Below are 20,930 nucleotides of genomic sequence, written 5' to 3' on the forward strand. Positions count from 1 at the left end.
AGGGGCTAGCGCGCCCTGCGGCGCGCGGCCTCGCAGAGGGCCGAACGGAGGGGATCGCCGGGCAGATCGGGCGGCAGCTTCTCCTCGCAGGCCACGTCGGGGTTCAGCGGGTCGAGCGCCGTGCCCGCCGAGAAGGAGCGGTCCCCGTCGGGGCCCCCGTGGAGCAGCCCGTGCAGCGACCACCACCGGCCGTAGCGGCTGTTCACGTCCTCCACCCGCTCGACGAGCGGCGAGGCGCTCGCGCGCTCGCCCGACGCCAGCAGGGCGGCGGCGAGGAAGCAGCGCACCGCCGGCTCGTGCGGCGCGAGCGCCTGCGCGCGCGCGTGCTGGACCGCGGCGGCGGCGTGGTGGCCGCGGTCGTGGAGCAGCTGGCCGAGCCGCACCCGCTTGCTCACCTCCTGCCGGTGCGGCATGTCCGCGCCGGGCGCGAGGTCGGGCGGCACGTCGGCCGGCACGCTGGCGAGGTAGGCGCGCCAGCGCTTGTCCCACGCCGCGAGATCCGCGCCGGAGATCTCGGCGATCGCCCGCTCGAGGTCCGCGTCGCTGCTCGCGTCCTTGAGCCGGCGCAAGAGCTGCGGCAGCGCCGTGTCGCCCGCCTCCCTCGTCCAGTAGCGGATGAAGCTCGCGACCTCGGCGAACACGACCGCCGCCTCCTCCGCGCTCGGGAGCATCGCGATCGAGGGGCCGATCTTGTCGAGCGGCCGCCCGAGGCCCTTCTGGATGCCCAGGAAGGCGATCGCGTCGGCGGACGGCACGTCGTCCAGCGGGTCGGGCTCGCGCCAGCGGACCTCCTCGCGCTTGGCCACGCCCTCCTGCAGCCACAGCGGGGCGTTGTCGCGCGTCCCGCGCGACAGGGCGAGGTGCGTTATCTCGTGCGCGAGCGTATCCAGCCAGGGATAGCCGTTCGGCGTGGCGCGCGGCGAGAGCATCGTCACCCGCCCCCACTTGGCGATGGCGACCGTGCCCGTCGTCCGCGCCGCGTCCTCGGGCAGCCCCGTCATCGCGGAGAGCGTGAACTGATCGCGGACGAGATCGATCCGCAGCGGCCGGAGGAGCTCGACGCCGAGGTCCTTCGCGAGCACGTCGCGCGTCCTCGCCGCGACGTCGACGAGGAACGGCACGAGCGCGCGATCGTCGTCGTCCTGGAGCCGCACCCAGACGCCGCGCTCCTCGTCGTTCACGACGACCGTCGCCGCGGTGGCCCGGGCGCAGCCGCGCGCGATGTCCCCGAGCGCCGCGCCCTCGGCCGTCGCCGCGAGATCGGGGCGCGCGAGGATCGCCGAGGCGGCGTCGCAGTCGCCCTCGTAGATGGCGAGGCGGCCGCGCTCGAGCGCGAGCGCGAGGTCCGCCGGATCCGCGTCCTTCAGGGCGTCTCGCGCCGCGGGGACGTCGATCTCCAGGATCGCGGCCCGCGCCCGGGCCGCGCGATCGAGATCGCCGACCGTGAGGCGGCCGGACGCGGTCGCCGACGCCGTCGCGAGCCCGGCGAGGATCGCCGCCCGGAGGCCGCGCCTCGCGATCGCCGTCGCCCCGCGCCGAGCCGGGGCTGCCCCGCCGCCGGTGCGCGTCATTTCAGGAGCCCCTCCGCGTAACGCTTGACCGCCTCCCGCAGCCGCGGCTCGGAGGTCCCCCCGAGCCCCTCGAGCACGCGACGGCGGAACTCCTCGGGGCCCTTGTGCTTGTCCTTGTCCGGGATGTCGGCCTTCCTCGCCATGTTCCGCTCCCCTTCCGACTCGGCGTCGCCCTCCTGACCCTGGTCCTCGCTGCTCGACATCTCGAGCAGCCGCTGCGCGTCGCGCTGGCGCTCGTTGCCGCTCTCGCCGTCCCCCTCGGCGAGGGCGCGCTGGGCGTCGCGCATCGCCTGCTCGGCCTCGTCGAGGCGATCGAGCGTCTCCTCCGGCATGCGGCCGTCGCCGCGCTCGCCCCGCTTGCGGAGATCGCGCGCGCGGTCGGCGAGCGAGCCCTCGCGCTGGCTCGACTTCCCGAGGCCGTCCCGCGCCCGCTCTGCCGCCGCCTGCCGCAGCTTGCGCAGCGCCTCCTCGGCCCAGGCCAGCTCCTCGGCGAGCGCCTGCTGCGCCTCGGCGGCCTCGCGAGCGGCGCGCTCCTCGGGGAAGAAGCCGCCGGCTTGCGCGCCGAGCCGCTTCGCGTCGCCCAGCGAGCGCATCGCGCCCCGGCCGCTCGTCACCGCTTCCTCGGGCCGGCCCTGCTCCAGCGCTCCGGCCATCGCCTCGGCCTGCTCCCTGCCAGCCGCCGCGGCGGACTCGGCCGAGCCCGGCGCCGCGCCCGGCTGCGGCAGGTCCCGCACGGCCTCGCGGATCGCCTCCGCGTGCTTCTTCGCCTCTTCCCGGAGCGCCGCGATGTCCTCGGGCCGCGACGCGCGCGACAGCTCCTCGGCGACCGCGTTCGTCTCGGCGGCGTGATCGCGCGCGAGCTCCTCGAGATCCCGCTCGCTTTGGGCGACGCTCTCGTCGGCGTTCGACGCGTCCCCGGGGTCGGGCCCGCGCGGCGCGCCCGACTCCACCCCGCCGCGGCCGCCGCCGCCGAACGAAGGCTCCGGCCGCCTGAGCCGCGCCGCGAGGTCGCGCGCCGAAAGCTCGGTGTGCAGCCAGTCGCCGACGCCGCGGGCGCGCGCGATCCTGCGAAGATCGTTCGCGACGATCTCGCCGAGGTCGAGGCCGAGCTCGCCGAGCTTGCCGAGCTCGACCCCCCCGCCGCCCAGCACCGTGACGGCCGCCTCCAGGCGGACCTCGCCGCCCTCGCGGTCGCCGTTGCCCAGCAGCTCGGCCGCCGCCGCCGCCTCGTCCGCGACATCGGCGAGCCGCTGGGCGACGGCCCGGGCGTCGCGGTGGCCCAGGCCGCGCAGGCCGGCGTCGAACGCGAGCAGCGCGCCCTCGGTCTCGTCGAGCAGCCCCTGGTGCGCCGCGCGGGTCGTCGACTTCCGCTCGGCGGCGAGCGCCGCGTCGAGCCGGGCCAGCTGACCTCGGGCGAGCGACGCGATGCGCCCCCGCACCCGCAGCCCGCCGTGATCCGCGGAGAGCGCCGCATCGACCGCCGCCCTGGCGGTCGCCTGCACCTCGGCCTCGTGCGCCGCGTGCGCCGCCGCGCTGCCCGCCTCCGGCGTCCTCTGGCCGATGCGGTCGGCGAGCAGATCCGTGAGGGCGTCGCGCGCCTTCACGAGCGCGGCGTAGCGCCGCGCCTCGGGCTCGCCCACCTGCGGCGGGACGACCAGGATCGCCTCGCTCCTGCCCCACTTCGGGCCCTCGATCGGATCGTTGTCCCGCGCCTCGATCCGCACCTCGACGGGCACGTACGTCCTGCGGAAGAAGGGATCGCGCGCCCGGAGCTCGTAGCCTCCGCGATCGACCTTCGCGTCCGCCGCCGGCCGCGAGAGCACCCGCCGCTCCTCCTTCGCTCCGGCGCGCAGGACGAGATCGACCTCGCGCAGGCCGTGATCGTCGGTGATCTCGTAGCGGAGCGGGATGCTGGGCTCGTCGAGGAGCTTCACCGTGCGCGGCGCGCCCTCGAGCGTGACGCGCGGCGCGTCGTCCGGGATCGACACGACGCGCTGCGTGTCGGCCTGCCGGACGCGCACCCGCCCGAAGCGCGCGGCCGCCTGGAGGGTCGTCGACCCGCCGAGCGTCCAGCGGGCGACCACGGCGCCCTTGCCGTCGTCGACGAACGGCACCTCGGCGCCGCCGTCCGTCAGCACGAGCGCGCGCCCTGCGCGGACGGGGCGGCCGCGCACCGTGATCACGGTCCCTCGCGGCTGCATCGTCGGCGCGAACGGCAGGAGCTCCTCCGCGCCCTGGTGCAGGTACTCGGGGGGCGCCGCCGTCATCTCGACCTCCTCGATCCACGGCAGATCGAGGGGAGCCTCGCCGCCGCGGGCGGCGAGGACGTCCAGCCCCTCGACGACGCGCGACGGCTCGATGGCCGCCGCCGCGAGCGCCGCCGCGCCGAGGGCGAGGCCTGCGCCCGCCCACCGCGTCGCCGCCTGCCGCGCGCGCGCGATGATGCGCGCCTGCGAGGCGCGGCCGAGCAGGCGCCGGAGGTGCAGGCCGGCGAGCTCCGGCGAGCCGACGCGATCGTCGGCCGCGGCGCGATCCGCGAGCGTGAGCGCCCGCAGGGTGGCGGCGCCGAGCGCCTCGTCCGTGCGGCCGATGATCTCGCGCACCGTGCGCCGGGCGTCGCCGCGCCGCCGCCGCACGAGGACGGCCCGCGCGACGATCGCCGCGAGCAGCAGCGCGAGCCCGGCGCCGGCGAGCCCGCGGGCGAGCGGGGACCCCACGCGCGCCACGTGCGCCGCGCCGAACAGCCCTGCGCAGGCCGCCGCGGTGAGCGCGCGCCGCGCGGAGGGGCCTACCTCCGCATCCCAGACGGAGCGCAGCCGCGCGATGGACAGGGCCGGCGCCTCGTTATCCATGGAGAGGCAAGGGTAACCGGCGGCGGGAAGTGGTCCAGCGGATCGGGTTGATCACCCGGTGGGTCAGACGTCGAGCTCGCCGTCGGTCATGAACCAGCTCTCCGCGTCGAGCAGCACGCGCCGCAGCTCGTCGGGGAAGGCGGGATCGAGGTGTACGATGAGCCACCGCGAGCCGACGTTCGGCGGGTGGGGCCGGGAGAAGAACCCGAGCGCCCGCAGGCGGGCGCTGAACGACGGGGGCGTCACGAGGAGCATGCCCACGGAAACGTGCCCCTCTCGCCGCATCGCCTGGCAGAACTCGAGCAGCAGGGCGTCGAACGTGGGGCCGTTGTCCTCGCAGAACAGGTCGCTGATCTCGACCTTGTTGTTCCGCACCGCGTAGACGGCGTAGCCGAGCAGCCGCCCGTCGTGCCTGTCGAGCATGCAGAAGAAGCGGTATCGGGTGTTGCCGAGCTGCGCATAGCGCCAGTTCAGGAACTGGGCGCTCCGCTCGCCGACGATCGGCCAGGGCTTTGCCCGCGACCACAGCGCGTCGAAGCGGTGATCGGCGGCGTCCACGAGCTCGGTGCGCACGCGGCTCCCCTTCGCGAGCAGCGCGGCGGTGTCCCGGAGCGCCATCGAGGCGTCGATGGCGCTCCCCGCGGCCCGGACCAGGAGGTTGTCCGGCTTCACCGTCGCCCGCTGGACGACGCGCTCCGCCGCGGTCGACAGCGCCTGCGCGAGCGGGGCGGGCGCGGCGCCCGGCTCCGCCGCCTCCCAGAGCGCGCGCCAGCGAGGGTGGGGGACCGCCGACGCGGCCCGCTCGGCGACCCGCTGCACCACCGTGCTCACGGTGCTCCGCTGCTCGCCGGCCGACGAGGCCGCGAGCTCGTTCAGCTTGTACGCCGCCATGAGGGGCCGGACCCAGATGATGGAATCGGCGATCTTCTTGTAGCCGGCGCGCTGGAAGATCGGGAATGAGGCCTTGTTGGGGAAGCCGAACACGAAATCGACCCCGGCGTCGCGGCAGCCCCTCGCGAGCTCTCGCTGGATGCTCATGGCGGCCCCCGCGATGCGGTGCGCCTTGGTAACGCCGAAATCGCCGAGGACGCCGGCCTTGAGCTTGCGCCCGTCGACGTACAGATCGCGCGGGTAGAACGAGCCGCTCCCGATGATCTCCCGCTCCGGTCCGTGAAAGCCCATCCAGGTCCGCGGGGGGCCGGCCGGGTTCTGCTCCTGGAACCAGCGCATCCGCCGCTCCACGAGCTCCTGCGATACCTCGCCGTGGGCGAGGTTCTCTTTCCAGAGCTGCGCGAGGACGTCCCTGTGCTCTTCCGGCTGGATGCGGGCGGCGCTGTAGACCTTCTCCATGGCTTTCCGGTGCGCTCTCCTGGCGCGGCAGGGCGGCGCGCCGCGCCCGTCATGGCCGAAGGCGGCGAGGGCGTCAATCGCGCCTGGCGACGCGGCGAGGCGTTCCGCGCTGGGCACAGCGACGCCCGCGCGGCGAAGGCGTCATCACGGAACCGGAGTACACTCGCGCGATGTCCCGCCGCGCCATCGCCGCCGTCGCCTGGCTCTCGTTGCTGTTCGTCCTGGCTTGCAGCTCCGCGCTGCCGCCGCCCCCTCCGGACGCCTCGCAGGCGAAGACCAGCGGCGCCCCTGCGCGGCAGCCGGGCCCAGCCGCCGATCCGGGAGCCGCGCTCGATGAGGTGATGGTCGCGGACGGCGACCCCGGTCCGGTGCCTGTGACCCGCGCGGATCCGGCGCGCGGCAGCCGGCTCGCGCCCGTGACGATCGTCGTGTTCTCCGATTTCGAGTGCCCCTTCTGCAAGCATCTGGGCCGCACGCTCGGGCAGATCGAGCAGCGGTACGGCTCGGAGCGGCTGCGGATCGTGTGGAAGAACTTCCCGCTCGCCTTCCACAAGCAGGCCCGGCCGACGGCCGAGGCCGCGATGGCGGTGTTCGCGCACGCTGGTCCCAAGGCCTTCTGGGCGTTCCATGACGCCATCTTCACGGCCGACGAGCGGCTCTCGGCGGAGCTCGAGGCCACCGCGCTCCGGCGGGCCGGGGTGACCCCCGGCCAGATCCAGCAGCTCGTCCAGCAGAGCGGGGCGGCGCAGAAGGTCGACGCCGACATGGCGCTCGCCGGGCGGCTCGGCGTGAACGGCACGCCGGCGTCGTTCATCAACGGCGTCCTCCTCGTCGGCGCGCAGCCGGCGGAGCGGTTCGCCGAGATCATCGACGCGCAGCTCGCCGCGGCGCAGGCGCTCCGCGCCGAGGGGACGCCGCCGGAGCGGATCTACGCGGCGCTCGCGAAGAAGAACTTCGCCCCTCCTGCGGAGGAGCCCGATGACGCCGAAGAGGAAGGCGACGGCGGCGTTGTGCACCTCGTGCCCATCGGGGACTCGCCCGTGCGCGGCGCGGATACGGCGTTCGTCACGATGGTGATGTTCAGCGACTATCAGTGTCCGTTCTGCAGGCGGGTCACGCCGACGGTCGAGAAGCTCAGGGCGCAGTACGGCGACAAGCTGCGCGTCGTCTGGAAGGACAACCCGCTCCCGTTCCACCCCCGGGCCGAGCCCGCTGCAGAGCTCGCGCGCGAGGCCCGCGCCCAGAAGGGAAACGACGCCTTCTGGCAGGCCAACGACCGCCTGCTCGCCGGCGAGGCCGCCCTCGACGACGCCGCCCTCGAGGCCGTCGCCGCGGACCTCCGGCTGAACGTCACCGCGGTGAAGCGCGCCGTCGCCTCGCACAAGCACGCCGCCAAGATCGAGGCCGACGTGGAGCTCGCCGACGATCTCGGCGCCCAGGGGACCCCGTACTTCTTCATCAACGGCCGCAGCCTCGTCGGCGCGCAGCCGATCGAGAAGTTCCAGGCGATCATCGACGAGGAGATCGCCAAGGCGGAGGCGATGGTCGTGGCGGGGACGCCGCGCGCGAAGGTCTACGAGGCCATCCAGAAGCAGGCGGTCCCGCCGGCGCCGCCGCCGAAGGTGTCCCTGCCGCCGGTGCCCAAGGGCCACCCCAGCAAGGGCGCGGCCGCGGGCAAGGTGATCATCCAGGAGTTCTCCGACTTCCAGTGCCCTTTTTGCGCGCGCGCCGCCGCCACGATGGATGAGCTCATCAAGGCGTTCCCGGGCAAGGTCCGCGTGGTCTACCGCCACCTGCCGCTCCCCTTCCACCCGGAGGCGCAGCTGGCCGCCGAAGCGGCCATGGAAGCGCTCGCGCAGAAGGGGCCGGCCGGCTTCTGGAAGATGCACGACCTGCTCTTCAAGGCCCACGACGCCTCGAACCTCGACCGCGCGGCCCTGGAGCAGCACGCCGCGAGCCTCGGGCTCGACGCGGCGCGCTTCGCGAAGGCGCTCGACGAGCACACCCATCGCGCCGCCGTCGAGGCCGACGCGCAGGCCGCGCGGAGCGCCGGCATCACCGGGACTCCCGGGTTCGTGATCAACGGTTACCTGGTCAGCGGAGCCCAGCCGCTCGCGAAATTCAAGAAGGTAGTTCGGCGCGCCCTCGGCGAAGCGAACTGAACACGACCGAACACGACCTGAACATGCGCGACACGCGCGACACGCGCGTCGCCGCCTGCCGCGCGCGCGCTCGCGCTCCGGGCTCCCGGCCCTGCGCTCCGAGTGAGCTGGCGCTCGGAGCGCCATGTTCGCTTCTCGGGCGCCTCGCCTCCATCGATATTGCGCTTCGAGCTCGTGATAGCCTGTCGCAATGCCCAAACCGCGCGGTCGAGGGACATCGGCCGAACCCAGGCGCACCGTCAAGGCATCGAGCGGATCCGCGCGCGCGCGGCGTCAGGGCAAGGCGGGCGAGCGCGCGGGCGCGAAGGCGGGCCCGCCGGCCGCGCTGCGCGACAGGCAGGAGCGGGCGCCCGCGAGCTCGCGAGCCAGGCCCAGGAAGGCGAAGGCCGCGACCTCGCTCGCGGAGACCGCCGTCGCGAAGCGACCGGCGGCGCCGGAGAAGCGCGCCGCGGCCGAGCGACCGGCGGCGCCGAAGGGGCGGCCCCCGAGAGCGCGCGCCGGCGATAAGGCCAGCGCCGCGCCTGCGAAGCGGCGGCCCCGGAACGCGAAGGCGACGAGCGGAGCGGACGACGCGGAGCTCTCGCCGCCCCGGCCGCCTGAGCTCGACTGGGACGACACGCCGTCCGAGAGCGCCGAGGAGGTCCTCGCCCAGCGCTGGGCGGCGCGGGGTGAGGAGCTCTTCCAGCAGCTCGAGGCCCACGGCGCCGCGCTCCACGAGTACCGCGCCGATCTCAAGGAGGGGCGCTTCGTCTGGATCGCGCCGAACGGGCGCGTGTCCGCCGAGGCGAGCGCGCGCCTCCTGTGCAGCTGGTCGTGCGCGACCTCGGTCCTGGTCATGGCGTGGGCCGACCCGCTCGTCAGCGGCGCCGAGATCGGGCGCATCGACGGGATGCCCGCGGAGCAGGACGGCGTCGACGAGCAAGGCGCCTGGCAGATCGCGATGAGGGCGGCCGACGCCTGCAACGCCGCATACCTCTATCGCGTGTCCTCGCCGCAGGCCTGGTACTTCCTCGCGCTCGACGGGCTGACGTTCTCACCGAAGCGCACCTCGTTCCATCCAGGCGCGCCGGTCGGCCTCGTGCTGCGCGCCATCGGCGAGGTGCGCGAGGCGATCGCGTCCCGCGCCGAGCCCGCCGACGTCGTCCGCGACAGGATCTCGGCGCTCAGCGACTCGCTGTTCCACCAGGCCAGATATGCCTATCGCGACACCGACTGGGTCGCGCGCCTCGATCGGACCGGCTCGTGCCTCTCGCACCTCGCGAAGCGCATCCCGCGCGCGGGCTTCAGCGCGATCGCCGCGGGCCAGCGCATCGACGAGTGGCTCGAGCGCGAGCTCGCGCTCGAGCTGATCAACGCGCTCTCGCTCATCGAGGACGAGTGGAGCCTGTTCGGTTGATGGAGCGCTGACGGGCCCGGTCGAGCCTGCGCCGCGGTCGACCCCCTCGCCGCGGTCGACCCCCTCGCCGCGGCGCGGCCGAGCCCGCGCTGTGCGCGCCTGCGGCACCGGTCTTGAAGGGGTCGCAGGAGCGGACGTGAGGGGAGGGGGCGATGGGGCGAGCGAAGCTGTTCCAGGATCGCAGGGACGCCGGGCGCCGGCTCGCGCAGCTGCTCTCGGGGTACAGGAGCGAGGCGCCGCTCGTGCTCGCCCTGCCGCGCGGCGGCGTCGAGGTGGGCTACGAGGTGGCGCGCGCGCTGGGCGCGCCGCTCGATGTGTGGATCGTGCGCAAGCTCGGCGCGCCCGGGCAGCCGGAGCTCGGCGTGGGCGCGATCGCCGAGGGGGGCGAGGTGTACATCGATCGGGGCCTCGTCGCGGTGCTGGGGATCTCCGAGGCGGAGCTCGCCGAGATCGCGGAGCAGCAGGCCGCCGAGGTGGAGCGCGGCGTGCGCCGGTACCGGGGCGACAGGCCGATGCCCCGCGTCGAGGGGCGGACGGTGATCGTCGTGGACGACGGCATCGCGACCGGCGGCACCGTGCGGGCCGCGCTGCGCGATCTGCGCAAGCGCTCGCCGAGGCGGCTCGTGCTCGCCGCGCCGGTCGCCGCGCCGTCGAGCCTGTCGTCGCTCCGCCGCGAGGTCGACGCCATCGCTTGCATCGAGGAGGACCCGGGCCTCCAGGCGATCGGCGCCTACTACGAGGACTTCTCGCAGACGTCGGACGACGCCGTCTCCGCGCTGCTCGCCGAGGCGCAGCGCGAGGTCCCGAGGGCAGAAGGGGCGGAGCGGCCCCTCTTCGTCGAGGCGGGGGCGGCGGCGCTGCCCGGGGACCTCGCGATCCCGGAGAGGGCGGGCGGCCTCGTGATCTTCGCGCACGGCAGCGGCAGCAGCCGGAGGAGCCCTCGCAACCGCTCGGTCGCGGAAGCGCTCTGGCGGTGGAGGCTGGCCACGCTGCTCTTCGACCTGCTCACCGACGAGGAGGAGGCGGAAGATCGCCGGAGCGCCCGCCTCCGCTTCGACGTCGATCTGCTCGCGCGGCGGCTGATCGGGGTGACGGACTGGGCGCTCGCGCGCCCCGAGCTCCGTCACCTCGCGGTCGGCTACTTCGGCGCGAGCACCGGCGCGGCGGCCGCGCTCATCGCCGCGGCGGCGCGGCCGCGCGTCGTGGGCGCCGTTGTGTCGCGCGGCGGCAGGCCCGACCTCGCGGGCCCGGCCCTCGCGATGGTGCGCGCGCCGACGCTGCTCATCGTGGGCAGCGCGGACACCGAGGTGCTGGCGCTGAACCAGGCTGCCCTCGAGGACCTCGCGGGCCCGCGCCGCCTCGCCGTCGTGCCTTCCGCGACGCACCTGTTCGAGGAGCCGGGCGCGCTCGCGGCGGTCGCCCGGCTCGCCGGCGAGTGGTTCGCGCAGCACCTGATCGCGAGAGGAGACGAGGCGAGGGCGTGACGCGCGGGGCGGCCGCCCTCGCAGGCTGCGGCGAGCGCGCCGCCGGCCGTCGCCCGGCGGGAGCGCTGGCGGGAGCGCCGGCCGGCGTGGCGCCTACCTGGAGAGCCAGACGGTGTACGCGTGCGGCATGAACGGCGCGTCGTCGGGATCGAACGGCAGGCTCCGGATCATGCTCCCCGCGTTGACGCCCACGACGAGCAGCCCGGAGAGCCCGTCGAGCCCCACCACCGTGCGCTGCGCGCGGCTGCTTCCGAAGACGCCGGCCACGTCGACGCGGCCGGCCTCGGCGCCCTGCTTGTCGACCTTCACGATCGCCCAGCGGAACAGCGCGGGCAGCTCCCAGTCGGCCACGAAGGTGATCTCCGCCGTCTTGAGGTCCGGCCGAGCGGCCGCGTTCTCGGCCGAGAGATCGAGCCAGAGATAGGTCGCGCCGGTCGGCTCGATCGGGCGCAGGGGCGCGACCCGCCGCGGGAGCGTGGCGTAGGGCAGCGACCACTCGAAGCGAACCCGGCCGAAATCGCCGAAGCGCTCGGCGTCGGAGAGGTGCGCGCCGTCGCTGCGGCTGCCGAGGAACGCTCGCGCGATGGCGAACTCGAGGAGCAGGTCGTCGAGGTCCTCGCCGCGGGATCGGAGGGACGCCCGGAGCGCGTCGAAGGTGTCGGGCTCGGCGTCGAAGCGCGCCGCGCCCGCGGGCGTGGCCTGCGCCGCGATGGTGAGCAGCGACGTCGCGATCTGCGCGGGCGCCCCGGTGCCGTACGCGTCGTCGAGGTACCACGGAAAGAGCAGGCCGCCATCGAGCGCGCCGAGCGCCGCGCCGGTGAGCGCCCGCTCGGGCGCGCGCTGGAAGGCGTCGACCGCGGCGAGCTCCTCGGCCGCGCAGGGCGCCGCGATGACGGCGAGGTAGCTCGCCGTCATGGCGATCGCGCCCTGCTCCGCCCCTGCGTCGAGGCGCATGGCGATGGCGTGCGCGAGCGCGTAGGCCGCGTCGGACGCGCTCGCGCACCCCCCGCGCTCCGGCGCTGCGATGATGGCGAACGCGCTCGCGGCGTCGAACCGCTCCCCGAGCGCCCGCGGGTCGTACCCCACGCGCATCGGGCCGCGGCGCGGGCCGCGCTCCAGGTAGAGATCGTACGATGGGCCGCCGCCCCGCGCGCCGTCGGGGAGCGGGCGCGGCAGACCGAGCGCGTCGTAGGCCCGCATCGCGGCCTCCAGGTGGGTGAGGCTCTCGAGGAGGGCGGCGCCGGGGACGTCCGCGGGCGCGTGCACGCAGACCGGCAGCGTGAAGGAGCAAGCGCGCTGCGAGGCCTCGCGGGCGTCGCGCTCGTCCGGGCGCTGCACCGGCGAGACCACGGGTCGGCCCGCGGCCGGCGGGGCGGCGGCCGCGGAGGCGCTGTCGTCGGGGGGCGCCCCGGCCTGCGCGCTCGCGACGGGCGAGGGCGGCGTGGGCGAAGGCGCGTCCGGCGCGCGCGCTGCTGCCGCGGGGGGGCCGCCGAGGGCCGCGGCCAGCGCGAGGACCGCCAGCGCACAGGGAGCCTTGCGTCGCAGCGCGGGCGCTCGCTCCGGTCGCGTGGCTGGGGCGTGTGTGGGGAACGGTCTCATGGGGAGCGCAACAGGGTTCCGGAGGCCCGCCGGCGAGTCTGCCCCGGCGGCTCCGCGCTAGCTCATCGCACGAGCGACCGCGCTTGCCCATGCTCGCCAACGTCGGTCTTGCGCCCCCGCGCCCCGCCGGCCCGCGCCTGCAGGGCCCCGGCGGCGTGGCTCCTCTCGTTCCAGAGCGGGAATGCGGGGGTGTCTTGACCCCGATCTCACCGAATCGAACTCCTGGTATCCTCTGCGCCCCTCGCCCGCCTCCAGGGCGGGGGCGAAAGCCCAGGACGGTTCAATGACCCATCCGCTTCACGACATCTTGCTCCCCGACAGCCGACACGACTTCTTCCCCGTGGTGATCGAGATCCCGAAAGGATCGAAGTGCAAATATGAGCTCGACAAGAAGACCGGGCTCTTGATGCTCGATCGCGTGCTCTACTCGTCCGTGCACTACCCGGCCAATTACGGCTTCATCCCCCAGACGCACGCCGGCGACGGCGACCCGCTCGACGTCCTCGTCCTCATGCAGGAGCCGGTCGTGCCGCTCACGATCGTGAGGGCGCGCGCCATCGGGGGCTTCTTCATGCGCGACGACAAGGGCGTCGACGACAAGATCATCGCGGTCGCCGTCGACGACCCCTCCGTGGCCCATTACCTGACCCACGAGGAGCTCCCGCCGCACGTGACCAAGGAGCTCATGCGGTTCTTCATCGACTACAAGACGCTCGAGAACAAGCTCGCAGAGGTAGATACGATGTACGACAGGAACCGCGCCCTGGAGGTCATCGAGGAGTCCGTCGCGAGCTATCGCTCGATCAGCGCCTGGTCCAAGGGCTGACGCGGCTGGCCCTGGGGGGCGGCCGGTTGCAGCGGCGCACGGATGGATCGCGGAAGCGGTGGATCACCCTTCCTGGACCCCTCGGCGTCCACCCCTCGCAATCTTCGAAAAAATCCAGAAACCGGGCACAGCGGCGCCAGGTAACCCCGCGAGAACACTCGGCACGAGGGTTGCTTAACCGCTTTTTGTGGATCGCTTCTCGACGCTCATGGACGACAAAGGCCTTGCCCAGCGGCTCGCCCAGAGCCCTGAGGTCGAAACGCGCCTGGCGATCCAGCGGCTCCGGTTCGACCTCGGATCCGGTGGGAGGTCGAGCTCCCTGGCGTGGCGGGTGACACCGTGAATCGGCTCGACGCGGAGCGTCGAACTCGACTTCGCTCCGAGGAGAGCCACCAAGGGCCCACCATGACGCATGCAGGCGAGCGGGCAGGGCAAAGACGCTGAAAACGACGCTGAAAACGATTCGAACGCGGCGACGCAATCAACTCAAACAACGCACATGACGCGGACGATTCGGTGACAGGCCATTGAAGCGCGCGGGTATGCGCATGGATTATCGGGGCGACACCGCTTGATCGGGGCTTGACAACATGAGAGACATCAGCTTTTCTCAAGCAATGATGAGCACGCTTAATAGCTTAGTTTCGGCGAAAGCGTGTCGCCGCTACTCCGCAGTGGCGCTTCTCCTCGCCGGCCCGCTCGGTTGCTTGGGCAACCTCGGCAATCCCGACGGGACGCCCTCCGAGACCAGTAGCAGCGGCAACGGCAGCGGCAGCGGCAGCAGCAGCAGCGGCGGCGACGCCGGCGGCCCGCCGATCGGCGACCCGCCGGACATGCCCACGGAGATCCCGGATGTGTCGCACTGCGAGGTCGCGGACAAGAGCACCCCGGGCCCGCGCGTGGTGCGTCGCCTGACGGTGGATCAATTCGAGGCCACTGTCCGCGATCTCTTCAAGGACCAGAGCGTCGCCCTCCCGAGCATCTTCAATGATCCGCAGGTGCTCGGGTTCACGGCCGACGCGAACGCGCTGGTGATTCGCGACCTGACGGCCCAGCAGATCATGGATTGGGCCGAGACGACCGCCGACTGGGCGGTGACGAACAAGCTCTCCAGCATCACCTCGGCGACGTGCAGGACCATGGATGCGAGCTGCCGGACCGAGTTCATCCGCGACTTCGGCCGCCGCGCGTTCCGCGACAAGCTCACGGACGAGCGCGTCGCGTCCTATGACGCGCTGTTCGGGGCGGAGAAGTCGTTCGAGGACGGCGCCAAGGTGGTCGTGGGCGCCATGCTCCAGTCGCCGTACTTCCTCTACCGCCACGAGATCGGGACCGATGCGAACGGCTCGGGCATCTACGAGCTCACCCCGCACGAGATCGCGAGCAACCTCTCGTACTTGCTGACCGGGACCATGCCGGACGAGGCGCTGCTGCAGGCGGCCGACGCCGCCGCCGCCGGGGGCGTCAACCTGACCAGCGAGCAGATCGCCCAGCACGCGCTCCGCCTGCTGGAGGACTCGGCGACCAGGCCGCTCGCCGAGAAGGAGATGATGCGGTTCATGCGCGGCTGGCTCCAGCTGAACCGCCTCGTCACCGCGGTGAAGGACAACACGCTCTTCGATCTCACGGACGCCATGCGCAAGGACATGATGGCCGAGACGCAGGCGCTCGTCGTGGACACCGCGTTCAACCAGAACGGCACGTTCGCCGACCTCCTGCAGGCGGACCACACGTTCATCAACGCCAGCCTGGGTGCGCACTACGGCATCAGCGGCGCCGGGGGCACCGAGCTGACGAAGGTGACGCTCACCCCAGGGCAGCGCGACGGGGGCATCCTGGCCCACGGCAGCTTCCTGACGGGGCATGGCGGCGCGAAGCTCTCCTCGCCGACCCAGCGCGGCAAGATGGTCCGCACGCGCCTCCTCTGCCAGCCGCTCGATCCCCCGCCGCCCGGCGTGGATCCGAACGTCAAGCCTCTGGAGACCCCGGCGACCACGCGCGAGATGGTCGAGCAGCACACGAAGGCGACGTACTGCGCGGGCTGCCACAAATTCACCGACAAGATCGGCGTCGGCTTCGAGCACTACGACACGTTCGGTCGGTGGCGGAACGACGAGAGCGGGATCCCCGTCGACGTGACCGGCACGGTCGTCGAGCCGCCCAGCGGCGAAGATTTCAATTTCAACGGCGTCACCGAGCTGGCCGACTACCTCGCGGCGAGCGAGGACGTCAAGGCGTGCATGGTCCGTTACTGGTCGTACTACGCGTTCGGCGGCACCTGGGAGCAGGACGGCTGCACGTACGAGGAGGTCCAGGAGGACGCCGCGGCGGACAACTTCCGCCTCAAGAGCGTGTGGCTCGCGCTGACGCGCGCGCCGCACTTCACCCGCAGAGTTCAAGGTCCGTGACCCCACGGCTGCAACCCAAGAACAGATCGGTAGCGAGTGAAAGGATCGGTCATGCGCAGCCACAGTCGTAGGAAGTTTCTCAAGGGTGTCGGGGCCAGCCTCGGGGCCAGCCTTCTGTTCTCTCCCTTCTATGATTCCATCGCCAACGCGGCTCCCGGGAAGAAGCCGAAGCGGCTCCTGATCTTCTTCACCATGGGGACGGCCCCCTCGATCTGGAAGCCCAAGAGCGTCTCCGGCGAGACCCCCACGTTCAGCGAGTCCACCTCGCCGCTCGAGGAGGTGAAGGAGCACATCGTGATGCTGGACGGCCTCCCCAGCGGGAGCCCCAGCAACAATCACGGGTCCGCCGACGGCCTCACCGGGATGGGCTATTACAGCAACGGCCCCTACGGGCTGATCTCGGTCGACCAGTACATCGTCGAGAAGCTGAAGGGCAGCGGGCTGTCGACGCCCATCCCCTCGCTCCTGCTCGGCGCCGCCGTCGAGGGTGGCAAGACGGGTTTCTACAAGGGGACCAACCTGTCGCCGATCGCCTCCCCCACGTCCGCCTACTCGACCGTGTTCACGGGCTTCACGCCGTCCAACAACAACAACAACGGCAACGACAACAGCGCCGCCGAGGCCCTGCTGAAGCGGCGCAAGAGCGTCCTCGACAACCTCACGAAAGAGCTCACGTCGCTCAAGGGAAACCTGGGGAAGGAGCAGCAGTACAAGCTGGATCTGCACCTCGAGTCGATCCGCCAGCTCGAGCAGCGGCTCTCGAACACGATGACCCCGGGAGGCGGCGGAGGAGGAGGGACGGGCGCCTGCTCCGTCCCGGCATCGCCGAGCGGCGACATGACCAATGGCCTGAAGGCCAACCAGCTTCATCTGGATATCATCGTCGGCGCGTTCGCGTGCGATATCACCCGCGTCGCGGCGATCCAGTGGGGCTCGGATCAGATGATGAACGCGAACCTGAGCGAGATCGGCCTCGCCGGTGAGGAGCATAACGGTATGATCCACACCGGCGCCCCCGCGCACCTCGACCTGATCAAGCTCGAGAAGTGGCTGCACCAGCAGTTCGTCGGCGTCATCAAGAAGCTGAAGGCGACGCCCGAGGCCGACGGCTCCGGGACGCTCCTCGACAACACGCTGGTCGCCTGGTGCCGCGACATGGGCGACGCGCCGAACCACACCCAGAACGAGATGAAGTTCGTCCTGGCGAGCGGCAACGGCGGCTATCTGAAGACGGCCCCTGGCGGCCGTTTCATCAAGAGCGGCGAGCGGCACGAGCGCGTGTTGCTCAGCCTGTGCGACGCGATGGGCGTCACGGACTTCTCCGGCTTCGGGGATCCGACTCTGGGCAGCAAGTCGCCGCTCCCGGGCATCGCCGCGACCTGACACCGAGGGCGCGAGGCCGCTCGCCGCGACAGGTGCGCCCCCACGCACCTGTCGCGGCGAGCTCCGTTGGCGCGAGATCGGTAGCGTGAAAGGGTCGTTCATGCGCAGCCATCGTCGTAGAGATTTCCTCAAGGGGCTGGGGGCCAGCGTCGGCGCCGGCTTCTTGTTCACCCCCTTCCTCGACTCCATCGCCGAGGCGGCGCCCGGGCGGAAGCCCAAGCGGCTCCTTTTGTTCTGTACGATGGGGACCGCGCCATCGATCTGGAAGCCCACGAGCGTCTCCGGCGAGACCCCCACGTTCAGCGAGTCGACGTCGCCGCTCGCCGACGTGAAGCAGCACGTCGTGCTCGTGGACGGCCTCCCCAGCGGGAATCCGGGGAACAACCACGGCGCGCCCGACGCCCTGACGGGGCTCGGCTTCAGCGACCCCGCCAAGCTGATCTCCGTCGACCAGTTCATCGCGGACAAGCTGATCGCCGCCGGCACGAAGACGCAGATCCCCTCGCTCCTGCTCGGGGCCGAGAGCACGGTGAACGGCGGGAGATCGCCGTATTATCGCAAGGACAACCTGCCGGGCATCGCCTCTCCGACGTCCGCCTATTCCACCCTGTTCGGCTCGGCGATCCCGTCGAACACCTCCTCTGACGACCTCTTGCGCCGTCGCAAGAGCGTCCTCGATCACCTCAAGAACGAGATCAAGGCGCTCGAGGGGAACCTCGGCTCCGAGCAGAAGTACAAGCTGGAGCTGCACATCGAGTCGATCCGGCAGATCGAGGAGCGGCTGTCCAACGCCTCGTCCGGCCAGACCGGCGGCTGCAGCGTGCCGACGAAGCCCGCCACCGATCCGGCCAACCCGCTCCAGGCCAACCTGCTCCACATGGATCTCCTCGTCGGCGCGTTCGCGTGCGACATCACCCGGGTCGGCGCGATCCAGTGGGGCTCGGATCAGGCCATGAACGTCGATCTCCAGGACATCGGGCTGAAGGGCGACGAGCACGGCGCCATGATCCACACCGGGGCGCCGGCGCACCTCGACCTGATCAAGCTCGAGAAGTGGCTGTCGCAGCGGTTCGTCGACCTCATCAACAAACTGAAGGCGATCCCGGAGGCCGACGGCTCCGGGACGCTCTTCGACAACACGCTGATCGCGTGGTGCCGCGACATGGGCGACTCGCCGAACCACAACCAGAACGAGATGAAGTTCGTCCTGGCGAGCGGCGAAGGCGGCTATCTGAAGACGGCCCCTGGCGGCCGGTACATCAAGAGCGGCGAGCGGCACGAGCGCGTGCTGCTCAGCCTGTGTGACGCGATGGGCGTCACGGACTTCGCGGGCTTCGGCGATCCGAACCTGCGGTCCAAGTCGCCGCTCCCGGGCCTCTCGGCCAGCTGAGGCGGCCGGCGCGTCGCTCCCCGGCGCGCGCTCCGGTTCCCGGCGACCGCCGCCTCGCGCCCGGGCGCCTGCGCTCTCTCGGGCGCACGCCGCCGTCGACCCTCGTCCCGGGCCCGGCGTACACTGGTCACCATGACGACGCGCGCGCCGGCGGGGTACGAGGCAGATCAGCGGCGAGACGACCTGTCCGCGTACGCGCGGTACCTGTCCGCGATGGACGCGTCGATGCGCCAGAAGGTCGCGCTCACGGCGGCGCACCTCCTGTGCGAGGGCCGCGTCGCCGACATGGGCATGGGCTCGGGGCAGGGCAGCGCCGCGCTGGCCCAGCTCTATCCGCGCCTCGAGGTGATCGGCGTCGACATCGATCCGACGGTCGTCGAGCTCGCGCGCCGCGCTCATCAGCAGCCGAACCTGGGCTTTCAGCTGGGCGACATCGCCAGGACGGTATTCCCGCCCGAGAGCCTCGACGGGATCTTCGACTCGTCGGTGCTCCACCACGTCACTTCGTACGGCGGTTACCGCCACGCGAACGCCGCCGATGCGCTGGCGGCGCAGGTGGAGCAGCTCGCGCCGGGCGGGGTGCTCGTGGTGAGGGACTTCGTCGATCCCGGGCCGGGGACGGTGTTGCTGGACGTGCCCGCCGAGGACGGCGACGACGGCCGTGACCCCCGCAGCGCCTCGACGGCGGCGCTGCTCGAGCGGTTCGCGGGCGAGTTTCGCTCGCTCTCGCCGGAGCCGGGGTTCCCGCTGGCGCGCGTCGCGCGCGAGCCCTCCGGCGAGCTCCCAGCGCCGCGCATGGGGTGGCGTCGGTACCGGCTCGCCCACAAGCACGCTGTCGAGTTCGTGTTGAGGAAGGATTACCGCGCCGACTGGGAAGCCGAGGTCAAGGAGGAGTATACCTATTTCTCACAAGCGCAGTTCGAGGCGCTCTTCGCCCGCCTCGGCCTTCGCGTGCTGTCGTCGACGCCGCTGCGCAACCCCTGGATCGTGCGGAACCGGTTCGTCGGTCGCTTCGAGCTCCGGGACACAACGGGCGCCCGACTGCCTTATCCGCCCACCAACTACCTGATCGTCGGAGAGAAGGTGAAGGCCGGTCAAGGCGTCGCGTTCCGGCTCGCGCCCGCGGAGAGCTCTCAGCAGTTCTTGCGGATCGAGCACCACCGGGATCGGGCGACAGGGCAGGTGTTCGACCTGGCGGCGCGGCCGCACCCCACGCTGGACATCGTGCCGTTCTTCTTCGCGGGCGAGACGGCGTATGTGCTCGCGCGGACGAGCTATCCGCGGCCGATCGCGCGCGCCTGCCGCGAGGAGACGCCTCCGCTCGACGGCAGCGGGCCGGCCGATTATCTGGCCGAGCCGATCGCGGTCGTGCAGACCGAGTTCCCTGTCGGGCACACGGTCGAGCACGCGCTGGAGCGGGCGGCCGGGGTGCGCGCGGCGGCGATCCAGCGCATGATCCCGGGCACGACGTACTACCCGTCGCCGGGCGGCATCCTCGAAGAGGTGCGCTCGATGCTGGTGGAGGTCGAGCCCACGTTCGTGAACGCGCCCTCGGAGAACGTGTCGGGATTCGGCACCTCGGGACGCATCCGCGCCGTCGAGGCGCGCCAGCTCCTCCGCGCCGCGCAGGTCGGCGGCCTGCCCGACGCGCGGCTCGAGCTGAACGTCTACGACCTCCTGGCGCGCTTCGGCCTCCCGTTCGGGCCGTGGATCGGCGACGAGATCCCGCTCCCGGCGGCCGGCGCGGGTCGGCGCGGCGCGGGCGATGCCGGCGGTGCCGGGGCCGGCGACGACGGCGGGGTGGCCGCCTTGCAGCCGACGTCGCTCGCCGCGCTGCTCGGGCGCCCGAGCCGCCGGCGGTTCTCGCGGGTGGACGCGGGCGCCAGCGCGGGGTTCCTCGAGGTGCGGCGGGCGCGCTTCGAGGAGCTGACCGCGGACGGCGGCGTGGTGGCCGCGCGAGAGCTGGAGTACGTGGTGCCTCGGCCGCTCGGGGTGCTCACGGTCTCGACGGCGCTGCTCGCGCGGGCGCCGTCGGGGGAGGTCGTGCTCGGCGTGGACGATCACGATCTGCCGGCCGCCCAGAGCTTCTCTGGCAACAGCGGCATCCTTGTCGCGCCGGCGTGGCGGCTGCCGCGGAGCGTGAGCGCGCTGGCGGCCGCCGAGGCGTTCGTACGGGAGCGGCTGCAGGTCGAGTACGGCGTTCGGGTGGAGGCGGCCGTCGAGCTCGGAGGCGCCTACCGCCCTTCGGCAGGGCTGACCCCGGAGCTCGTGCAGCCGCTCGCCTTCGTCGTCACCGCGGCGCCTGCCTCGGCCGGCACGCCCGCCTCTGCCGCCGCGCCCGACCTCGCGCCGGAGTCCGGTGCCGCTCGGCGGCTCTCGTGGGTGCCGCTGATCGAGCTCGTCGCGGGGCGAGAGCGCCTGCCGGACGGCCACCTCCGCGTCGCGGCGCTGCGCGCGGCGCACGCGCTCGGCCTGGCGATCTCGCCGCCCCACCCGCGGTGACACGCGG

General features: G+C 72.7%; 12 protein-coding genes. 8 read left to right on the forward strand and 4 right to left on the reverse strand.

Going from position 1 to position 20,930, the window contains the following annotated elements:
* Positions 1 to 5: 5 nt before the first annotated feature.
* The 3 genes from WMF19_RS50885 to WMF19_RS50895 all read right to left on the reverse strand — a co-directional run bounded on the left by WMF19_RS50885 (position 6) and on the right by WMF19_RS50895 (position 5,773).
* Entirely contained in the window at positions 6 to 1,571 is a 1,566-nt protein-coding gene (locus WMF19_RS50885; RefSeq protein ID WP_437896965.1) for a hypothetical protein, read from the reverse strand.
* Positions 1,568 to 4,423, reverse strand: coding sequence for a DUF4175 family protein (locus WMF19_RS50890; RefSeq protein WP_437896966.1), 2,856 nt, complete (start codon positions 4,421 to 4,423; stop codon positions 1,568 to 1,570). The genes WMF19_RS50885 and WMF19_RS50890 overlap by 4 nt, the downstream gene beginning before the upstream one ends.
* A gap of 63 nt (positions 4,424 to 4,486) precedes the next feature.
* Positions 4,487 to 5,773 carry a GNAT family N-acetyltransferase gene (locus tag WMF19_RS50895; RefSeq protein ID WP_437896967.1) on the reverse strand — a complete coding sequence of 429 codons (1,287 nt, stop codon included), beginning with the start codon at positions 5,771 to 5,773 and terminating at the stop codon, positions 4,487 to 4,489.
* 170 nt (positions 5,774 to 5,943) lie between these two features.
* Here WMF19_RS50895 and WMF19_RS50900 point away from each other — a divergent pair, with 170 nt between their 5' ends.
* The 3 genes from WMF19_RS50900 to WMF19_RS50910 all read left to right on the forward strand — a co-directional run bounded on the left by WMF19_RS50900 (position 5,944) and on the right by WMF19_RS50910 (position 10,815).
* Complete coding sequence (locus tag WMF19_RS50900) at positions 5,944 to 7,935, forward strand: DsbA family protein (protein ID WP_437896968.1); 1,992 nt, start codon at positions 5,944 to 5,946, stop codon at positions 7,933 to 7,935.
* A gap of 190 nt (positions 7,936 to 8,125) precedes the next feature.
* Positions 8,126 to 9,331 (forward strand): hypothetical protein, encoded by a 1,206-nt coding sequence (locus WMF19_RS50905; RefSeq protein ID WP_437896969.1) that lies wholly within the window; start codon positions 8,126 to 8,128, stop codon positions 9,329 to 9,331.
* 152 nt (positions 9,332 to 9,483) lie between these two features.
* Positions 9,484 to 10,815, forward strand: coding sequence for a phosphoribosyltransferase family protein (locus WMF19_RS50910; RefSeq protein WP_437896970.1), 1,332 nt, complete (start codon positions 9,484 to 9,486; stop codon positions 10,813 to 10,815).
* A gap of 93 nt (positions 10,816 to 10,908) precedes the next feature.
* Here WMF19_RS50910 and WMF19_RS50915 read toward each other — a convergent pair whose 3' ends face one another.
* Entirely contained in the window at positions 10,909 to 12,414 is a 1,506-nt protein-coding gene (locus WMF19_RS50915; RefSeq protein ID WP_437896971.1) for a hypothetical protein, read from the reverse strand.
* Between the two features lie 283 nt (positions 12,415 to 12,697).
* On the opposite strand from WMF19_RS50915, the gene WMF19_RS50920 reads away from it, so the two are divergent.
* The 5 genes from WMF19_RS50920 to WMF19_RS50940 all read left to right on the forward strand — a co-directional run bounded on the left by WMF19_RS50920 (position 12,698) and on the right by WMF19_RS50940 (position 20,923).
* Positions 12,698 to 13,240 (forward strand): inorganic diphosphatase, encoded by a 543-nt coding sequence (locus WMF19_RS50920; RefSeq protein WP_012241655.1) that lies wholly within the window; start codon positions 12,698 to 12,700, stop codon positions 13,238 to 13,240.
* Between the two features lie 674 nt (positions 13,241 to 13,914).
* Positions 13,915 to 15,648: a DUF1592 domain-containing protein gene (locus tag WMF19_RS50925; RefSeq protein WP_437896972.1), complete on the forward strand. Its 1,734-nt coding sequence runs from the start codon at positions 13,915 to 13,917 to the stop codon at positions 15,646 to 15,648.
* 51 nt (positions 15,649 to 15,699) lie between these two features.
* A complete protein-coding gene (locus WMF19_RS50930; protein WP_437896973.1) occupies positions 15,700 to 17,031 on the forward strand; it encodes a DUF1552 domain-containing protein in 1,332 nt (443 codons plus the stop codon).
* 100 nt (positions 17,032 to 17,131) lie between these two features.
* Entirely contained in the window at positions 17,132 to 18,421 is a 1,290-nt protein-coding gene (locus WMF19_RS50935) for a DUF1552 domain-containing protein (protein WP_437896974.1), read from the forward strand.
* Positions 18,422 to 18,553: 132 nt separating this feature from the next.
* Complete coding sequence (locus WMF19_RS50940; RefSeq protein WP_437896975.1) at positions 18,554 to 20,923, forward strand: methyltransferase domain-containing protein; 2,370 nt, start codon at positions 18,554 to 18,556, stop codon at positions 20,921 to 20,923.
* Positions 20,924 to 20,930: the final 7 nt, after the last annotated feature.

The sequence above is a fragment of the Sorangium sp. So ce124 genome, from assembly GCF_051525235.1.
GTDB lineage: Bacteria > Myxococcota_A > Polyangia > Polyangiales > Polyangiaceae > Sorangium > Sorangium atrum.

What these genes read in the sequence shown, in the direction of transcription:
- WMF19_RS50885 (WP_437896965.1), bottom strand. Translation starts at nt 1,571, where the DNA reads ATGACGCGCACCGGCGGCGGGGCAGCCCCGGCTCGGCGCGGGGCGACG.
- WMF19_RS50890 (WP_437896966.1), bottom strand. Translation starts at nt 4,423, where the DNA reads ATGGATAACGAGGCGCCGGCCCTGTCCATCGCGCGGCTGCGCTCCGTC.
- WMF19_RS50895 (WP_437896967.1), bottom strand. Translation starts at nt 5,773, where the DNA reads ATGGAGAAGGTCTACAGCGCCGCCCGCATCCAGCCGGAAGAGCACAGG.
- WMF19_RS50900 (WP_437896968.1), top strand. Translation starts at nt 5,944, where the DNA reads ATGTCCCGCCGCGCCATCGCCGCCGTCGCCTGGCTCTCGTTGCTGTTC.
- WMF19_RS50905 (WP_437896969.1), top strand. Translation starts at nt 8,126, where the DNA reads ATGCCCAAACCGCGCGGTCGAGGGACATCGGCCGAACCCAGGCGCACC.
- WMF19_RS50910 (WP_437896970.1), top strand. Translation starts at nt 9,484, where the DNA reads ATGGGGCGAGCGAAGCTGTTCCAGGATCGCAGGGACGCCGGGCGCCGG.
- WMF19_RS50915 (WP_437896971.1), bottom strand. Translation starts at nt 12,414, where the DNA reads ATGAGACCGTTCCCCACACACGCCCCAGCCACGCGACCGGAGCGAGCG.
- WMF19_RS50920 (WP_012241655.1), top strand. Translation starts at nt 12,698, where the DNA reads ATGACCCATCCGCTTCACGACATCTTGCTCCCCGACAGCCGACACGAC.
- WMF19_RS50930 (WP_437896973.1), top strand. Translation starts at nt 15,700, where the DNA reads ATGCGCAGCCACAGTCGTAGGAAGTTTCTCAAGGGTGTCGGGGCCAGC.
- WMF19_RS50935 (WP_437896974.1), top strand. Translation starts at nt 17,132, where the DNA reads ATGCGCAGCCATCGTCGTAGAGATTTCCTCAAGGGGCTGGGGGCCAGC.
- WMF19_RS50940 (WP_437896975.1), top strand. Translation starts at nt 18,554, where the DNA reads ATGACGACGCGCGCGCCGGCGGGGTACGAGGCAGATCAGCGGCGAGAC.